Source organism: Streptomyces sp. NPDC037401 (genome assembly GCF_055602345.1).
In genome coordinates this window covers 118,874-135,290 of sequence record NZ_JBVJWO010000001.1, presented here as the reverse complement: position 1 = coordinate 135,290, position 16,417 = coordinate 118,874, and the positions used below count along the sequence as shown (strand labels likewise).

The 16,417-nt window shown below is 71.7% G+C and carries 13 protein-coding genes and 1 riboswitch; of the genes, 1 reads left to right on the top strand and 12 read right to left on the bottom strand.

Translation table 11 applies throughout. The annotated features are described in order from the left end of the window. Position 1 precedes the first annotated feature (1 nt). A riboswitch (cyclic di-AMP (ydaO/yuaA leader) is annotated at positions 2–172 on the bottom strand. Between the two features lie 299 nt (positions 173–471). After that, on the top strand, positions 472–1,278 hold the full coding sequence (locus ACZ7H1_RS00615; protein ID WP_470782475.1) for a tyrosine-protein phosphatase: 807 nt from the start codon (positions 472–474) through the stop codon (positions 1,276–1,278). A 113-nt stretch (positions 1,279–1,391) separates the two neighbouring features. On the opposite strand, the gene ACZ7H1_RS00610 is transcribed toward ACZ7H1_RS00615, so the two are convergent. The 12 genes from ACZ7H1_RS00610 to ACZ7H1_RS00555 all read right to left on the bottom strand — a co-directional run bounded on the left by ACZ7H1_RS00610 (position 1,392) and on the right by ACZ7H1_RS00555 (position 16,414). Next, complete coding sequence (locus ACZ7H1_RS00610; protein ID WP_470782473.1) at positions 1,392–2,819, bottom strand: aspartate aminotransferase family protein; 1,428 nt, start codon at positions 2,817–2,819, stop codon at positions 1,392–1,394. Then, complete coding sequence (gene dxs / locus ACZ7H1_RS00605; RefSeq protein WP_470782472.1) at positions 2,816–4,777, bottom strand: 1-deoxy-D-xylulose-5-phosphate synthase; 1,962 nt, start codon at positions 4,775–4,777, stop codon at positions 2,816–2,818. The genes ACZ7H1_RS00610 and dxs overlap by 4 nt, the downstream gene beginning before the upstream one ends. A 42-nt stretch (positions 4,778–4,819) precedes the next feature. Continuing rightward, positions 4,820–5,842 (bottom strand): adenosyl-hopene transferase HpnH, encoded by a 1,023-nt coding sequence (hpnH, locus tag ACZ7H1_RS00600; protein ID WP_470782471.1) that lies wholly within the window; start codon positions 5,840–5,842, stop codon positions 4,820–4,822. A gap of 5 nt (positions 5,843–5,847) precedes the next feature. Next, positions 5,848–6,510, bottom strand: coding sequence for a phosphorylase family protein (locus tag ACZ7H1_RS00595; protein WP_470782470.1), 663 nt, complete (start codon positions 6,508–6,510; stop codon positions 5,848–5,850). Beyond that, the gene (shc, locus tag ACZ7H1_RS00590; RefSeq protein ID WP_470782468.1) at positions 6,510–8,696 is read right to left on the bottom strand and encodes a squalene--hopene cyclase; all 2,187 of its coding nucleotides are present in this window, start codon (positions 8,694–8,696) and stop codon (positions 6,510–6,512) included. Before shc ends, ACZ7H1_RS00595 begins: the two co-directional genes overlap by 1 nt. A 111-nt stretch (positions 8,697–8,807) precedes the next feature. Continuing rightward, the gene (locus tag ACZ7H1_RS00585; RefSeq protein WP_470782467.1) at positions 8,808–9,902 is read right to left on the bottom strand and encodes a polyprenyl synthetase family protein; all 1,095 of its coding nucleotides are present in this window, start codon (positions 9,900–9,902) and stop codon (positions 8,808–8,810) included. A 50-nt stretch (positions 9,903–9,952) separates the two neighbouring features. Further along, complete coding sequence (gene hpnE / locus ACZ7H1_RS00580; protein ID WP_470782465.1) at positions 9,953–11,365, bottom strand: hydroxysqualene dehydroxylase HpnE; 1,413 nt, start codon at positions 11,363–11,365, stop codon at positions 9,953–9,955. Positions 11,366–11,501: 136 nt separating this feature from the next. Then, complete coding sequence (gene hpnD, locus ACZ7H1_RS00575) at positions 11,502–12,464, bottom strand: presqualene diphosphate synthase HpnD (protein WP_470782464.1); 963 nt, start codon at positions 12,462–12,464, stop codon at positions 11,502–11,504. Beyond that, positions 12,461–13,381 (bottom strand): squalene synthase HpnC, encoded by a 921-nt coding sequence (gene hpnC, locus ACZ7H1_RS00570; protein WP_470782463.1) that lies wholly within the window; start codon positions 13,379–13,381, stop codon positions 12,461–12,463. Before hpnC ends, hpnD begins: the two co-directional genes overlap by 4 nt. Positions 13,382–13,713: 332 nt before the next feature. After that, positions 13,714–14,511, bottom strand: a complete 798-nt coding sequence (locus tag ACZ7H1_RS00565; protein WP_470782462.1) for an ABC transporter ATP-binding protein — start codon at positions 14,509–14,511, stop codon at positions 13,714–13,716. Further along, the gene (locus ACZ7H1_RS00560) at positions 14,504–15,433 is read right to left on the bottom strand and encodes an ABC transporter permease (protein ID WP_470782460.1); all 930 of its coding nucleotides are present in this window, start codon (positions 15,431–15,433) and stop codon (positions 14,504–14,506) included. The genes ACZ7H1_RS00565 and ACZ7H1_RS00560 overlap by 8 nt, the downstream gene beginning before the upstream one ends. Positions 15,434–15,541: 108 nt before the next feature. After that, on the bottom strand, positions 15,542–16,414 hold the full coding sequence (locus ACZ7H1_RS00555) for a glycosyltransferase family 2 protein (protein ID WP_470782752.1): 873 nt from the start codon (positions 16,412–16,414) through the stop codon (positions 15,542–15,544). Positions 16,415–16,417: the final 3 nt, after the last annotated feature.

Sequence of the window (16,417 nt, the reverse complement as noted above, 5' to 3'; positions counted from 1 at the left end):
GCGAATTCCTCTCCGTCGCCTGCGAGGTGAGCTGTCGGGTTCGGACTGGAGATGTCCGGCCGTACGAGGAGTACTCGTAGGGCTTCACCCCAAGCCGTTCCGGATCTTTCTCCGGTACGGCGGCTTACCTGGTTCCCCCGCTCCTGCCGCACGTATTGGTCGGATGCGGTTTCCGGGCGGCGGCAGGACTCGGCGTTCCACCCGGCTCGGCGGTGACCGTAATCGAGTTCGGCCGAACGGAACAAGCCGTGAATTCACCAAAAGAATCCGCGAGCTGAATGATCGCCGGAATTCCGGTCACTGTCCGTCCATTGCAGCCGTGTAACAGCCGCCCCTACAAGGCAATTCACGTTCGGACCGCCGACACTCACGGTCACCGTATGATCCTGCTCACGGGCCGGGTGCACATCTGCCCCATCCCTGCGGTAACTTGACGCCAAGTAGTGCAATTCGGACACATCGGGAGCTCACGTGACCCTCCGCATACCGCACACCCCGCCGCTGGAGCCGGAGCTCGCCGGAGTGCGCAACTTCCGTGACGTAGGCGGCCTTCCGGCCATGGACGGACGTCGGGTGCGTTCGGGGCATCTCTTCCGAAGCGGACATCTCGCCCATGCCACCGATACGGATACCGAGTACCTCAACTCGCTCGGACTGCACACCGTCTTCGACTTCCGCAACGCCGCCGACCATGCGGTGGAGGGTCCGGACGTCGAGCTCGTCGGCGTCCGGAACGTCAACATCCCGCTCTCCGACCCCGCCGACGGCAGCGAGTTCTGGAACATGGTCCGCGACGGCAACCTCGAACAGCTCCACGGAATCCTCGGCGACGGAAAGGCCGCGGCCCGTATGTCCGCTTCGTACCGCAAGATGATCAAGGAGCGGACGGCGGAGCACAGCCGGGTGGTCCACGCGATCGCGGACGACAGCGTCCCGGTGCTGATGCACTGCGCGGCCGGGAAGGACCGGGCCGGCCTCTCCGTCGCCGTGACCCTGCTCGCGCTCGGCGTGGGGCGCGAGGCGATCACCGCGGACTACCTGGAGTCGAACGCCCCCCACCGCCGCTACCGGATCAGGCGCAGCGGCACGCCCGACGCGCCGCCCTCCCCCGAGGTGACGGCCCTGCTCAGCCCGCTCTTCGAAGCGCGCGCCGCCTATCTGGACGCGGCGTTCGAGGCCATCGAGGAGAGGTGGGGCGGCGTGGAGCCGTACCTGTCGGACGGCCTCGGGCTCACGCCCGCGACCCTGGAGCGGCTGCGCACCCGGCTGCTCGCGTAACCCTCATCACCCACGGGGTACGGGGCCGGGCCCCGTACCCCGTACCGACCTTCCGGGTACTGCCGGACCGGTTCACGGCCTCACCGGTCCACGGCCTCACCCGTCCACGGGCATCACCGGTTCGCGACCGCCTGCTTCACCAGCGTCTTGCCGAAGTCCCACATCAGCCCGCCGCCCGCGTGCGCCTCGTCCATGACCTCGCGGAACGCCGTGACGAAGCGGTCCACGTCCTTTTCGTCGACGACCAGCGGCGGAATCAGCTTGATGACCTCCATGTGGTCCCCGGACACCTGGGTCAGGATCCGGTGCTTCTGCAGCAGCGGCACGACGACCATCTGCGCGAACAGGCCCTTCCGGGCCGCCTGGAGCATCGTCCACCGGCTCCGCAGCCCGAGCGACGACGGCCGCCCGAACTCGATCCCGATCATGAGCCCGCGCCCGCGCACCTCGTGCAGCAGCTCGTACTCGTCCACCAGCGCGGCCAGCCGCCCCCTCAGCAGGTCGCCCGTCGCACGGGCCCGCGCCACGGTCTCCTCGTCCTCCATCACGGACAGCACCGCCAGCCCGGCGGCCATCGCCTGCGCGTTCGCCCCGAAGCTCGCCGAGTGCACCAGCACCCGGTCCATCGACGAGTACACCTTCTTGAAGATCCAGTCCTTGCCCAGGGTGGCACCGACCGGCACGTAGCCGCCCGACAGCGCCTTGGCCACGCAGACCAGGTCCGGCTCCACGCCCGCTTCGTGCTGGTACGCGTAGAAGTCACCGGTCCGCCCGAGACCGGTCTGCACCTCGTCGGCGATCAGCAGCGCCTTGTGGCGGTGCAGCAGCTCCTGCGCCGCCCGCAGGTATCCGGGCGGAGCCTCGTGCACGCCCTTGCCCTGGACCGGTTCGACGATCAGGGCCGCCACGTCCCCGCGCCCGAGTTCGCGTTCCAGCGCGGCGACGTCGCCCAGCGGGACCGCGGTGTCCGGCAGCAGCGGGGCGAATCCGTCCCGGAAGCCGCTCTCGCCGTTGACCGAGAGGGAGCCCGTCGTCAGGCCGTGGAAGGCGTGGGTGCAGTAGAGGACCCTCGGCCGGCCGGTCGCGTACCGGGCGAACTTCAGCGCGGTCTCGACGGCTTCGGTCCCGCTGTTCCCGAAGAACACCCGGTCCAGGTGCGGACTGTGGGCCAGCAGCCGTTCGGCGAGCAGGCCGGGCAGCGGCTGGCAGTCGAAGCGGGTCAGGTCCGCGAGGGAGGCGTCCAGCACGTCGTGGAGCGCCTTGCGCACCACCGGGTGGTGCCGGCCGAGGCCCATCACCCCGAATCCGGCGAGCATGTCGAGGTAGTCGTTGCCCTCGTCGTCCCAGAAGTGCGCGCCTTCGGCCCGTACGTAGACCTTGTCGAAGCCGATGGTGTGCAGCATGCGCGGCAGCTGGTGGTTGAGGTACCGGGAGTGCAGCTCGTACCGCTCCCCGCCGCGCTCGGCGAGCAGCCTCCCGAGGTCGAACCCGCCGGAAGCGGCCGATGCGGATCCGGCTGCGGCTGCGGCTGCGTCGGTCATGCGCTCTTCTCCTCGTCTCCTGTGTTTCGCAGTTCGGCGTTCATCCCCGGCCCCGCCCGCCCCACCTGCGGTGGGTGCCCCGTCCGCTCGGCCCCCGCCAGGGCCTCGCTGATCCGCCCCGCGATCTCCACCGGCGTCAGGCCGATGTCCGCGAGCACCTCGGAGCGTTTGCCGTGGGCGAGGAAGCTCTCGGGGATCCCGTACGTCCGCAGCGGTACGTCGGCCCCGGCGTCCCGCAGCGCCTGGCCCACCGCCCAGCCGACCCCGCCGCTGCGGCTGTTGTCCTCGACGACGGCGACGAGCCGGAAGCCGCGCGCGAGCGGCGCGAGGGCCTCGTCCACGGGCTTGACCCAGCGCGGATCGACCACCGTGCAGCCGATGCCCCGCTCGGTGAGCAGGGCGGCCGTGCCGAGGCAGACCGGCGCGAGCGCTCCGGCCGAGACCAGCAGCACGTCCTGCGGTCCGGGGGTGCGGTGCAGTACGTCCATCCCGCCGATCCGGCCGACGGTCGGGACCGGCTCGCCCGCCGCCTCCTTGGGGAAGCGCAGCACCGTCGGCGCGTCCCGTACGCCGAGCGCCTCGCGCAGCTGGGCCCGCAGCTGGCCGGCGTCGCGCGGGGCGGCGATCCGCAGGCCGGGGACCACCTGGAGCAGGGACATGTCCCACATGCCGTTGTGCGAGGCGCCGTCCACGCCGGTGATCCCGGCCCGGTCGAGGACGAAGGTGACCCCGCACCCGTGCAGGGCGACGTCCATCAGGACCTGGTCGAACGCACGGTTGAGGAAGGTGGAGTAGACGGCGACGACGGGGTGCAGCCCGCCGGCGGCCAGGCCGGCCGCCGAGGTGACGGCGTGCTGTTCGGCGATGCCCACGTCCCACACCCGCTCCGGGAAGCGCGCGGCGAACTCCGTGAACCCGACGGGGTGGAGCATGGCCGCGGTGATCGCGACCACGTCCGGGCGCTCCGCCCCGATCCGGGCCAGTTCCGCGCCGAACACCTCGGTCCACGAGGGGCCGGACGGCGGGGAGAGCGGTTCCCCGGTGTACGGGTCGATCGTGCCGACCGTGTGGAAGCGGTCGGCCTCGTGGGCGAGCGCGGGCGGGCAGCCGCGGCCCTTCTGGGTGATGCAGTGCACGAGGACGGGGCCGCGGAACCGCGCGGCCCGGCGCAGTGCGCTCTCCACCGCCCCGATGTCGTGCCCGTCGACCGGCCCGAGGTACTTCAGGCCCAGGTCCTCGAACATGCCCTGGGGTGCGAAGGTGTCCTTGAAGCCCTTCTTCGCCCCGTGCAGGCTCCCGTAGAGCGGCTTCCCGACCACCGGTGTGCGCTCCAGCACCTCCTTGCCGCGGGCGAGGAAGCGCTCGTAGCCGTCGGTGGTGCGCAGGGTCGCCAGGTGGTCGGCGAGACCGCCGACCGTGGGTCCGTAGGAGCGTTCGTTGTCGTTGACGACGATGACGAGCGGGCGGTCCTTGGCGGCGGCGATGTTGTTGAGCGCCTCCCAGGCCATCCCGCCGGTCAGCGCGCCGTCTCCCGTCACGGCGACGACGTGGCCGGTGCCGCCCCGCAGGTCGCGGGCCTTGGCCAGGCCGTCCGCCCAGCCGAGCACGGTGGACGCGTGGGAGTTCTCGATCACGTCGTGCTCGGATTCGGATCGCGAAGGGTATCCGGAAAGACCTCCCTTCCCGCGCAGTTTGGAGAAATCCTGCCGGCCGGTCAGGATTTTGTGCACATAACTCTGATGTCCGGTGTCCCAGAGAATTCGGTCCACCGGGGAGTCGAAGACCCGGTGCAGGGCGATGGTCAGTTCCACGACGCCGAGATTGGGTCCCAGGTGCCCTCCGGTTCGGGCGACCGCGTGGATCAGGAATTCCCTGATCTCCCCGGCGAGTTCATCGAGACGCTCCCCGGGAACCGCTTTCAGATCACGCGGTCCCCGGATGCCTTCCAGGATCGGCATGCCGGTCCCCCTCGTTGGCGCTGTTGTGCCGGTCGGCTGGGGTCAGCCGCGGTTTCCCGAGACCGTCTCGCGGGCTGCCCGGATGGACTCCTTGAGCGATCCCATGGTGGCGAGGACGGCGGTGGGCTCGTATCCGCAGTGCGCCATGCAGTTGGCGCAGCGCGGGTCCTTGCCGCGGCCGTACTTGCTCCAGTCGGTGTCCTCGATGAGCTCGCGGTAGGTCGGCACGTAGCCGTCGCTCATCAGGTAGCAGGGGCGCTGCCAGCCGAACAGGGAGTAGTTGGGGATCGCCCACGCGGTGCACGGGAAGTCCGCCTTGCCCTCCAGGAAGTCCAGGAAGAGCGGGGAGTGGTTGAGCCGCCAGCGGCGGCGGTTGCCGCCCGCGAAGGCCTTCCTGAAGAGGTCTCGGGTCTGCTCGACGCCGAGGAAGTGCTCCTGGTCGGGCGCCTTCTCGTAGGCGTACGCGGGCGAGATCATCATCTCGTCGACCTGGAGGTCGTCGTTGAGGTAGTTCAGGACCTCGATGATGGTCTGCGGGGTGTCGGTGTTGAAGAACGTCGAGTTGGTGGTGACGCGGAAGCCGCGCCGCTTGGCCTCCTTGATGGCCTCCACGGCCTCGTCGAAGACGCCTTCCTTGGCGACGGACTCGTCGTGCCGCTCGCGCAGTCCGTCGATGTGCACGGCGAAGGCGAAGTACGGGGAGGGGGTGAAGTCCTCGATCTTCTTGCGCAGGAGCATGGCGTTGGTGCAGAGGAAGACGTACTTCCGGCGGGCCACGAGCTGGCGGACGATCTCGTGGATCTGCGGGTGCATCAGCGGCTCGCCGCCCGCGATGGACACCATGGGCGCCCCGGACTCCAGGACGGCGCCGACGGCCTGGGCCACCGGCATGCGCTGCTTCAGCACGCCCGCCGGATGCTGGATCTTCCCGCAGCCCTCGCATTTCAGGTTGCAGGCGAAGAGCGGTTCCAGCTCGACGATCAGCGGGAACTTCTCACGCTTGCGGAGCTTCTGTTCGAAGAGATAGGTCCCGACCCTGATGGACTGTCGCAGCGGCATGGCCATCTGGCTCACCTCCTGGGGAGCAGCAAAGAACGGTGCCAGTCGAAGAAAGCAGGTAGGACGGCACGAAGGACGCGGAAGGCCGATATTCCACCGCGTACCGTGCCGATTCGGACGAGCTCATGCTCCGGAGCGTCCACGATCACCCGGACGGCCGCAACCGGACGCCCGCCCGCCCCGGCGGCGGCGGTCCACAGCGTGGCCGCCGACTCCATGTCCACGGCGACGGCCCCGGTCTCGCGCAGCTGCGCGCGCTCGGGTCCGCGCACCACGTGATCGGATCCGATCAGCGGGCCGACGTGGATGGTACGGCCCGGTACCGCGCGGGCCAGGGCCTGCGCGAGCAGGCCGGTTCCGGTGCAGGGGGTGGTGCCCCGGGGGTCCAGGGTCTCCTGCGCGACGACCAGGTCGCCGGGGTGCATGCCGGGGACGAGTCCGGCACAGAAGCCGGTGGCGAGCACGGCCGCGTCGTGCATCCGGGGCTCGCCGAGGGACCGGGTCACGGCCCGCTCGGCGGCCCTGGGGCCCATGCCGGTGCGCAGTACGGTCAGCCCGGCGGGCGTGTCGGGGCCGCCGCGGCCGGGGTGGCGGCCGCTGCGCAGGGCGAGCTGTTCGATGCCGAGGGCGCAGGCGATCAGCAGCGGCGGGGGGCCGTCCCGGCCCGTGTCCATCAGTGCGCTCCGCCCGCGGCCGGCCCGCCCGCGAACGGCTCGCCGTACACGTAGCGGCCGAGCGCGGTCAGCGGGAAGACCTGCCGGTAGAGGTGGTAGTTGATCGAGAAGTCCCAGGGGAAGCCGGTGCCGGTGAAGTGCGGCTCGTCCCAGGAGCCGTCCTCTCGCTGGGTCTGCGTGAGGTGGGCGATGCCCCGCTCGACGGCCTTGCCGTCGCGTTCGCCGGCCGCGAGGAGGGCCAGGAGTGCCCAGGCGGTCTGGGAGGCCGTGGACGCGCCGCGGCCGGCCCAGGCGGGGTCGTGGTAGGAGCGCTGGTCCTCGCCCCAGCCCCCGTCGTCGTTCTGTACGGACTCCAGCCAGGTCACGGCCCGCCGGACGGCGGGGTGCCCGGGGGCGATCCCGGCGGCGACGAGCGCGGGCACCACCGACCCGGTTCCATATACGTAGTTGGTGCCCCAGCGGCCGAACCAGGCGCCGCCCGGCTCCTGTTCGGCGAGCAGCCAGTCGACGCCGCGCCGGGTGCGCGGGTCGGCGGCCCGGCCCTCGACGGCGAGCATCTCCACGACGTGCGCGGTGACGTCGGCGGAGGGCGGGTCGACGACCTCGCCGAAGTCGCAGAACGGCAGCCGGTTGGGGAGCGGGCTGGTGTTGTCGGCGTCGAAGGCCCCCCATGCGCCGTTGCGGGACTGCATGCCGAGGGTCCAGGAGACGCCGCGCGCGATGGCGGCCTCCATCCGCGGCCGGTCGGGATGCCTGATCCGGCGCAGGGCGAGCAGCACCTCGGCGGTGTCGTCGATGTCGGGGTAGTTGTCGTTGTGGAATTCGAAGGCCCAGCCGCCGGGCGCGAGCCCGGGCCGGCGCACCGTCCAGTCGCCGGGCCGGTCGATCTCCTCCGCGAGCATCCACTCGGCCGCTTTGACCAGGGCCGGGTGGTCCGGCCGCACTCCCGCGTCGGCCAGGGCGATGGCGGCGAGGCAGGTGTCCCACACCGGTGACTGGCACGCCTCGATCATCCGGGATCCGTCCTCGCGCCAGACAGCGAACCGGTCCAGGGAGGCCAGTCCGGCCTGCATCACGGGATGGCCGAGGTCGTAGCCGAGGAGGTGGAGGGCGATCAGGGAGTACACGGCGGGTGGCTGGATCCCGCCCCAGCAGCCGTCGTTCTCCTGGCGCTCGACGATCCAGCGGGCGGCCGTGTTCATCGCGAGCCGGCGCAGGGCCCGCGGTGCGAGCCGGTGGTAGACGTGCATGACCCGGTCGAGGCGCTGGAAGACGCCGTCCCAGGTCAGCGCGGAGGCCATCGGCTTGCGGGGGTTGGGGCGGCGGGCGTCGGTGTGCAGTTCGTCGAGGACGAAGGGCGCCGGGCGGACCGGGCGCTTCGCGGAGACGACGGTCAGCGGCACGATGGTCTGCCGGGCCCAGCAGCCGAAGTCGTAGATGTTCAGCGGTACCCAGGAGGGCAGGAAGATGAGCTCGGGCGGGAGTTCGGGCAGGTCCTCCCAGCGCCACCAGCCGAAGAGGGCCAGCCAGATCCGGGTGAAGACGCGGGCCTGCGCGATGCCGCCGTTGGCCCGGACCCAGGCGGACGCGCGGGCCATGTGCGGGGCGTCGGCCGGGTCTCCCGCGAGCCGCAGGGCGACGTACGCCTCGATGGTGGCGGACAGTTCGGGCGGCCCGTCGTGGAAGGTGGCCCAGGTGCCGTCCTCGCGCTGCCGGCCCCGGATGTGGAGGGCGGCGGCCCGGGTGGTGGCCTCGTCCCTGATCCCGAGGAACTGGCGGAGCAGCAGGTCCTCGGCGTCCATGGTGACGTTGGTTTCGAGGTCGCCCTTCCACCAGCCCGCCTCGTCCTGGCGCTCGAGCAGCTGGCGGACGGCCCGCGCGGCGGCTTGGGCGGCGGCCCGCTCCAGGGGACCGGCCTGGCCGGCACCGGCAGTGACCGCTCCGGCCGTGTCCGCGCCGGTGCCGGTACGGGCACACGCACTCGCACCGGCACTCGCACGCGCACCGGCCGCATCCGCCGTACCCGTACCGGCCGTTGCCGTGCCGGGCGGGCCGGGTGCGGCGCCGTCCACGCCGGCCGCGGCCCGCTCCCGCGCCGCACCCGGCCCGGAGCCGGGCGGCGGCGCACTCTCGGCCGCTTCGGCGCCGGGCGCAGTCCCCGCGCTTCCGTCGGTCGTCGCTGTCATTGCTTCCCCTTCCTGCAGTGTCCTCTGCTGTGCTGGGGACTGACGTCGGCCGGTGCTCAAGAGCAGTGGGCGCCGGCCGGCGACGTCTCGCGAGTCATCTCCAGACGGTGATCATCTCTTGCGGACCACCACAAAGTCGGCAAGCGCGACGAGCTGGTCGCGAACGCGCTGCGGCATGTCGACGTCGTCGAGCGCCCTGACGGCGATGGCGTGCTGGCGGCGGGCCTCCTCGGCGGTCCAGTCACGGCCGCCGGCCTCTTCGATCAGGGCGGCGCGGGCCGCGAACTCCTCCTCGGAGAAGCTGTCGAAGTCCGCGCTCTTGGCGTCGGCGGCCAGGAGCCGGCCGAGCTGCTCGGAGGCGGGTCCGCCCGCGGCGAGCGCGGCGACCACCGGCAGGGACTTCTTGCGCTGGCGCAGGTCGCTCCAGGTCTGCTTGCCCGTGGCCTCGGGGTCGCCCCAGATGCCGAGGAGGTCGTCGATCGCCTGGAAGGCGAGGCCGAGGTGGTAGCCGTACTCCTCCAGCTTGTCGGCCGTGCGGTCGTCGGCACCGCCCAGCACCGCGCCGATGGACACGGCGCAGGCCAGCAGGGCGCCGGTCTTGTTGCCCTCCATCTCCAGGCACTCCTCGACGCTGACGCGCTCGCGGTGCTCGTACGAGATGTCCTGGGCCTGGCCGTCGATGAGCTTGCGGGTCGCGGTGGTCAGCCGGCGGGTGGCGCGGCCGGCCTCGACGGTGCCGAGCTCCAGCAGGAGTTCGTTGGCCAGCGCGAAGAGCGCGTCGCCGACGAGGATCGCCTGGGCCGGGCCGTGCACCTTCCAGACGGTGTCGCGGTGGCGGCGCTGCTCGTCTCCGTCCATCAGGTCGTCGTGCAGCAGGGAGAAGTTGTGGACCAGTTCCACGGCGACCGCACCGGGGATGCCGGTCTCGGCCGGGGCGCCCGCGGCCTCGGCGGAGAGCAGGGCGAGCGCGGGGCGCACGGCCTTGCCGCCGTCGCCGGAGGAGGGGTTGCCCTCGGCGTCGATCCAGCCGAAGTGGTAGGCGGCGACGGTGTCCATGGGCGGGGCGAGCCGGTCGACCGCCGCCCGGAGCACGGGAGCGGACAGCGCGCGACCGCGCTCCAGGAGGGCGAGCGTGTCCGCCTTCTCGGCGCCCGCGGCGCCGGTTGCGGTCCCCGCGTTGTCGACAGCCGGGTTCCCCGGGTTCACTGGCTCTCCTCTTGTTGCTGTACGTACCGTCGTGCCAGACGTGCTGATCGTCATGCCGTCTCCTGCCGGGGGTGCTCCCGGCGTTGCCAGGGGGCTGGTGTGTGCGGGGGGCGGCCGAGTGCGGCGAGCGCGGCGTGCGCCGCGGTCGTTCCGCTGCGGACGGCGCCCTCCATCGTCGCGGGCCAGCCGGTGGCGGTCCACGCCCCGGCCAGGTAGAGGCCGGGCGCGTGGGTCCGGGCCGCCGGGCGCAGCCGCCCCACGCCGGGGGTGGGGGCGAACGTCGCTGTCCGCTCCCGGGTGACGAAGAAGTCGCGGACCTTCGCGCCGCGCGCGGCCGGCAGCAGCCGTTCCAGTTCGGGCAGGTACTTGGCCCGCAGGACGGAGACGGGCTCGTCGATGTCGTCCTGCGCGGCCGACTGGGAGAGCGCGAGGTACTGGCCGCCGTCGGTGAGCCCGGAGGTGTCGGTGCGGTCGAAGACCCACTGGACCGGGGAGCCGAGGGCCGCGAAGAAGGGCTGCCTGAGGACCTTGCGGTCGTAGACCACGTGCACGTTGAGGATCGGCGCGGTGCCGATGTCGAGGAGCTTGTCCGGGTCGTCGAGCGCACCGTGCGGGAGCAGTGCGTGCGCCTCGCGCTGCGCTACGGCGAGCACGACGGTGTCCGCGGCGAGGCTTTCGGCCCCGCGCGGGGTCTCGGCGGCGATCTGCCAGCCGCCCTCGGGGGTGCGGGTGAGCCCGGTGACGCGGGCCCGGGTCTCGGTGCGGACGCCGGCGGCGTCGAGGGCCTTGCGGGCGAGCGTGTCGTGGAGGTCGCCGAGGGGTACGTGCGCCCAGCCGATGTCGGCGGCGCCGGGCTCGGAGAGCAGGCCGGTCTTGAAGACCATCGCGGCCAGGCCCAGGGAGGACTGTTCGGCGGTGGCGTTGAGGGTGGCGATGCCGACGAGGTCCCACAGGGCCTCGACGGTGCGGCGGGACTGGCCGTACCGGCCGAGCCAGGTCGCGAAGTCCAGCCCGTCCAGGGCCGGGTCGGCCGGGTCCAGGCGGCGCAGGGCGAGCGCGGCGCGCCCGACCGCGGCGCGCTCGGCGAGCGAGAGGTGCGGGTAGCGGGCGAGCGACGAGGCCAGGTGCAGGGGTACGGGCAGGGCGGTGCGGCGCAGCCTGCCTAGCCGTGGCCCCTTGGGGTGGGCCACGTCGAGGACGGGCACGTCGAGCCGGTCCTGGACCGGGGCGAGGGCGGCTCCGCCGATGCGGTCGAGGAACCACCGGTAGGCCGTGCAGCAGCGCAGGTAGACGTGCTGGCCGTTGTCCACGGTCAGGTCGCCGCGCTTGAACGAGAACGCGAGGCCGCCCAGGCGGGGCCGGCCTTCGAGCAGTGTCACCGACAGGCCGGCGTCGGCCAGTTCGAGTGCCGTGGTGACTCCGGCCAGGCCGCCGCCGACGACCACCGCGTGGTTCGCGGTCATACGACCTCCTGGGAGACCGGGCCCGTCCGCTCGGGTCGTGCGGCCGTTGCCTTCAGGGACGCGCGCGCCGTCTCCGGGGTTGCGTCCCGGTTCCGGCCTTTCGCCTGTTCTGCCAGCGTTCCGCTGTTGTGTCTCATCAGACCCGCCTCCTGCCCGCCTGGCGCGAGATGGTCCGCGCGTCGAGCCCGGACAGGCCACGCACGGCGACGTACGCCTTCTCCCGCACGGGCAGCGAGACCCGACCGCGCAGGACCGCCTCCGGCTCGCGTTCGATGCGGTCGAGCAGGCGGCGGTAGATCCCGGCCATCGCGGCCACGCATGCGCCGCTGCGCCGGTCCAGCATCGGCAGCAGCCGGTACCCTTCGGCGAACAGGGCCCGGGCGCGCCGTACTTCGTGGTGGACGAGCCCCGCGAAGTCCGAGCCGGCCGGGGTCCGTCCGGTGCCGGAGTCCCCGAGCCAGTTCGCGGAGCAGCCGAACTTGGCGAGGTCTTCGGCGGGGAGATAGGTCCGGCCGTTGCCCGCATCTTCCCTGACGTCCCTGAGGATGTTGGTCAGTTGGAGCGCGAGACCGAGCGTGTCGGCGTACTCGGGGGCGCGCGCGGCGTCTTGCGCGCCGGGTGCGGTGCCGAACACGCCGAGGGAGAGGCGTCCGATGGCGCCCGCGACACACCGGCAGTAGACCTTCAGGTCGTCCCAGGTTTCGTACGTCTCGCCGCGGACGTCCATCAGGACGCCGTCGATGAGCTCGTCGAGCCCTCCGAGGGGGATCGGGAAGCGCCGGGCGGCGTGTGCGAGCGCCACGGCGACCGGGTCGGTGTCGTCCTCGTCGACGCCGCCCTCACGGACCCGGTCGAGCAGGGAGCGGGTCTCCTCGAGCCGGACCAGCTTGGTCTCCGGGGGCAGCGTGCCGTCGCCGATGTCGTCGACGCGCCGCGAGAAGGCGTACAGCGCCGACATCGCCTGCCGTTTGTCGGTGGGCAGCAGGCGGATCCCGTACGCGAAGTTGCGCGCCTGGGCGCCGGTGACGGCCTCGCAGTAGCTGTATGCGGCGAGTACGGGTGCGGATGCGTGCGGTTGGCCCTCCACTGTGGGGCTCACCCCTCTCTCGGCGCAGTACGCAGAACGGCGCCCACTTCGCGGAGCAGACCTGCTCGGGTGGGCTTGGGCGGGCCGGGTGCCACGTCGAACCCGGCACGTGCGATCGAGTTGAGGGCCGCGCGCCCGCCGCCGACGAATCCCGCGAGCAGCAGCCGGAGCCTGCCGTGGACGCTACCCACGAGCGGGGTGCCTTCATTCAGCAGCCCGCGGGCGCGTTCGGCCTCGAACGCGACCAGCGCGCGCATCGATGCGCCCGCCGTGGGCACGGCGAGGTCGGCCTCGGTGACGTGGAAGCGGCGCATGTCCTCGGCGGGGAGGTAGATCCGGTCCCGGCCGAGGTCCTCGGTGACGTCCTGGAGGTGTTCGGCGATCTGGAGGGCGGTGCAGATCCGGTCGGAGTGCCTGACGCGCTCGGGACTGCTGGTGCCGGTGAGGGACAGCACGAGCCGGCCGACGGGGTTCGCCGACAGCTCGCAGTACGCGAGCAGGTCGCCGTACGTCTCGTAGCGCCGGACCCGCTGGTCCTGGCGGTTGGCCTCGATCAGGGCGAGGAAGGGACCGGGCGTGAGGCCGTGCGCGGCGGTCACCGGCTGCAGGGCGCGCAGCAGGGGGTGGCGCGGGGAGCCGGCGGAGCGGTCGAACACCCGCTTCAGGTCGGCTTCGAACGCGTCGAGCATGGCGAGCCGGTCGTCGGCCTGTTCGGCGTCGAGGCCGAGCAGCACGGCGTCGCGGCCGCCGGGGGCGAGGTCGCCGTCCCCGATGTCGTCGACGAGGCGCGCGTAGCCGTAGACCGCCATGAGTCCGGCGCGCCAGGCGCGGGGGACGAAGAACGGGGCCACGGGGAAGTTTTCGTCGGCTGCCTTGCCGAGCGTGGCGCGCGAGTGGGCGTCGGCCCGGGTGCCGTGCGCCGGGGTCACCGCCCGCCGCCCGCGGCGGGGACGGCTCGAGCCTCTGGGGGCCGGAGAATTCCCGTAGCCATTGCCGTCACATCTCCCGTTCTACACTGCCGAACCAATACATCCTATTTCGGACACGCCGCCGGTCCGCCCCGGGAGGGGCGCCTCGTCACCGGCGGGGAATCGTCCCCAGTTGCCGCGATTCAGCACCGGTACAGCTTACGTTGTACAACGTGATCCGGCCCCATCGGGTGTGCGGCCCGTCACCGGATGTCGCGGCCGCGCCGCCGCAGCACGGGACCCCCGCCACGCGGACGCGGCGGGGGCCCCGGGACGGCGCTGACACAGCTGCGCTAGCGGCTGGTCTCCTTCTCGTAAGCCTTGACGACTTCCTCGGTGGGGCCGTCCATCAGGAGCTCGCCCTTCTCCAGCCACAGGACGCGGTCGCAGGTGTCCCTGATCGACTTGTTGCTGTGGCTGACCAGGAAGACCGTGCCGGCCTCCTTGCGCAGCTCGCGGATCCGCTCCTCCGAGCGGATCTGGAAGCGGCGGTCACCGGTCGCCAGCGCCTCGTCGATCATCAGCACGTCGTGGTCCTTGGACGCGGCGATCGAGAAGCGCAGGCGGGCGGCCATGCCGGAGGAGTAGGTGCGCATCGGCAGGGTGATGAAGTCACCCTTCTCGTTGATCCCCGAGAAGTCGACGATCGACTGGTAGCGCGCCTTGATCTGCTCGCGGGACATGCCCATGGCCAGACCGCCGAGCATCACGTTGCGCTCGCCGGTGAGGTCGTTCATCAGCGCGGCGTTCACGCCGAGCAGCGAGGGCTGCCCGTCGGTGTAGACCTTGCCCGACTCGCAGGGCAGCAGGCCGGCGATGGCACGCAGCAGCGTGGACTTGCCGGAGCCGTTGGAGCCGATCAGGCCGATGGCCTCGCCGCGGTAGGCGGTGAAGGAGACGCCGCGCACGGCGTGCACCTTGCGCACACCACGGGTCTCGTCGCTCTTCTTGCGGCGGATTATCTTGCTGAGCGCCGCGGTGGCACTGCCCTTGCCGCCGCCGCCGGTGTTGACGCGGTACACGATGTGCACGTCGTCGGCGATGACGGTCGGGACGCGGGCCCCGCTCTGGTCGAACTGCTCGTCAGCCACGGCCGTAACGCTCCTCAGCCTTCCAGAAGTACACGAACCCGCCGAGGCCGATCACAACGGCCCAGCCGACGGCGAAGGCCCACACGTGCGGGGGCAGGAACGAGGAGTCGTACTTGTCGATCAGGGCGAACCGGATGAGGTCCATGTAGATGGCGGCCGGGTTCCACTGGAGCACGTCCGCGACCCAGGCCGGCTGGTCCTTCAGGTACTCGCCGATCGCGAACATGACGCCCGAGGCGTACATCCACGTGCGCATGATGAACGGCATCAGCTGCGCCAGGTCCGGGGTCTTCGCGCCCGCTCGCGCCATGATCATGGCGAGACCGGTGTTGAAGACGAACTGGAGGCACAGCGCCGGGACCACCAGCAGCCAGGAGAGCTTCGGGTAGTTGCCGAAGCCGACCGCGACGGCGAAGACCACGATCATCGAGTACAGCAGCTGCTGGAGCTGCTGGAGCGAGAACGAGATCGGCAGCGAGGCCCGCGGGAAGTGCAGGGCCCGCACCAGGCCGAGGTTGCCGGAGATCGCCCGGACACCCGCCATCACGGAGCTCTGGGTGAAGGTGAAGACGAAGATGCCCATCACCAGGAACGGGATGTACGTGGCCTGGTCCATGCCCCGGCCGGCGTCCAGGATCAGCCCGAAGATCAGGTAGTACACCAGCGCGTTGAGCAGCGGGGTCGCCACCTGCCAGATCTGGCCGAGCTTCGCCTGGCTGTACTGCGCCATCAGCTTGGCCGACGAGAAGGCCAGGATGAAGTGGCGGCGCCCCCAGAGCTGCCGAACGTACTCGACGAGCCCGGGGCGGGCACCGCTGACCGACAGGCCGTACTTCGCGGCGAGCTCCGCCGCGGTCAGCCCCGCGTCGGGAGACGGCGGCTTGCTCGTGGCGAGGGCGCCGTCGTGGGTTGTGTCACTCACAAGTTGAAACTTTCGTCTTCAAGATGCGCAGCAAGGGCGGACATCGGGCTCTGGGCCCCGGCCCCGGGAGGTGTCCCGGGTAGGGACATGCTCCCAGAAGCGAGCTTCTCAGATGACAGGTGGTCGGCCCAGCCGGGTCAGCCGCCACACCGTGCGCCACTTCATGGGCCTGCGGGGCCCGCACGGTGTGGTCCAACCCTCACGGAAGCCGCCGAACCACGCCTTCAGCGCGGGGCCCGAGGGCTTGCGCAGCAGCGTGAGCAGCATCCACACGCCGAGGTAGGCGGGGACCAGCGGTGCGGGCAGGTTGCGGCGGGCCAGCCAGACCCGGTTGCGGGCCACCATACGGTGGTAGACCGCGTGCCGGGAGGGAGCGGTGGTCGGGTGGTGCAGCACCATGTCGGCGCGGTAGTCGATCAGCCACCCCGCGTCGAGGGCGCGCCACGCCAGGTCGGTCTCCTCGTGGGCGTAGAAGAACTCGCCCGGCAGACCGCCGACCTGCTCGAACACCTTCGTGCGCACGGCGTTGGCGCCGCCGAGGAAGGTGGTCACGCGGGAGGACCGCATGGGGTCGGAGGCGCGCAGCCGCGGCACGTGCCGGCGCTGGGTGACCCCGGTGTCGGGATCGGCGATCCGGAAGCTGACGATGCCGAGCTCCGGGTCCTCCGCGAAGGCGCGTCGGCACAGCTCGGCCGTGTCGGTGCGGGCCAGCAGGCCGTCGTCGTCGAGGAAGAGCAGGGCGTCCACCTCGCGGCCGCCGGGTCCGAAGGCCTCGATGCCGGCGTTGCGGCCGCCCGGGATGCCCAGGTTCTCGGGGAGGTCCACCGTACGGATGTCCTCGGGCAGGCCGGTGATCTTCACCCCCTGGCCGACGACGACGACCTCGACCGGGTCGCCTTCCTGGCGGGCCACCGAGTCGAGCAGGGCCTTCAGCTCGTCGGGCCGGTTGCCCATGGTGATGATCACGGCGCCCAGCCGCATCGC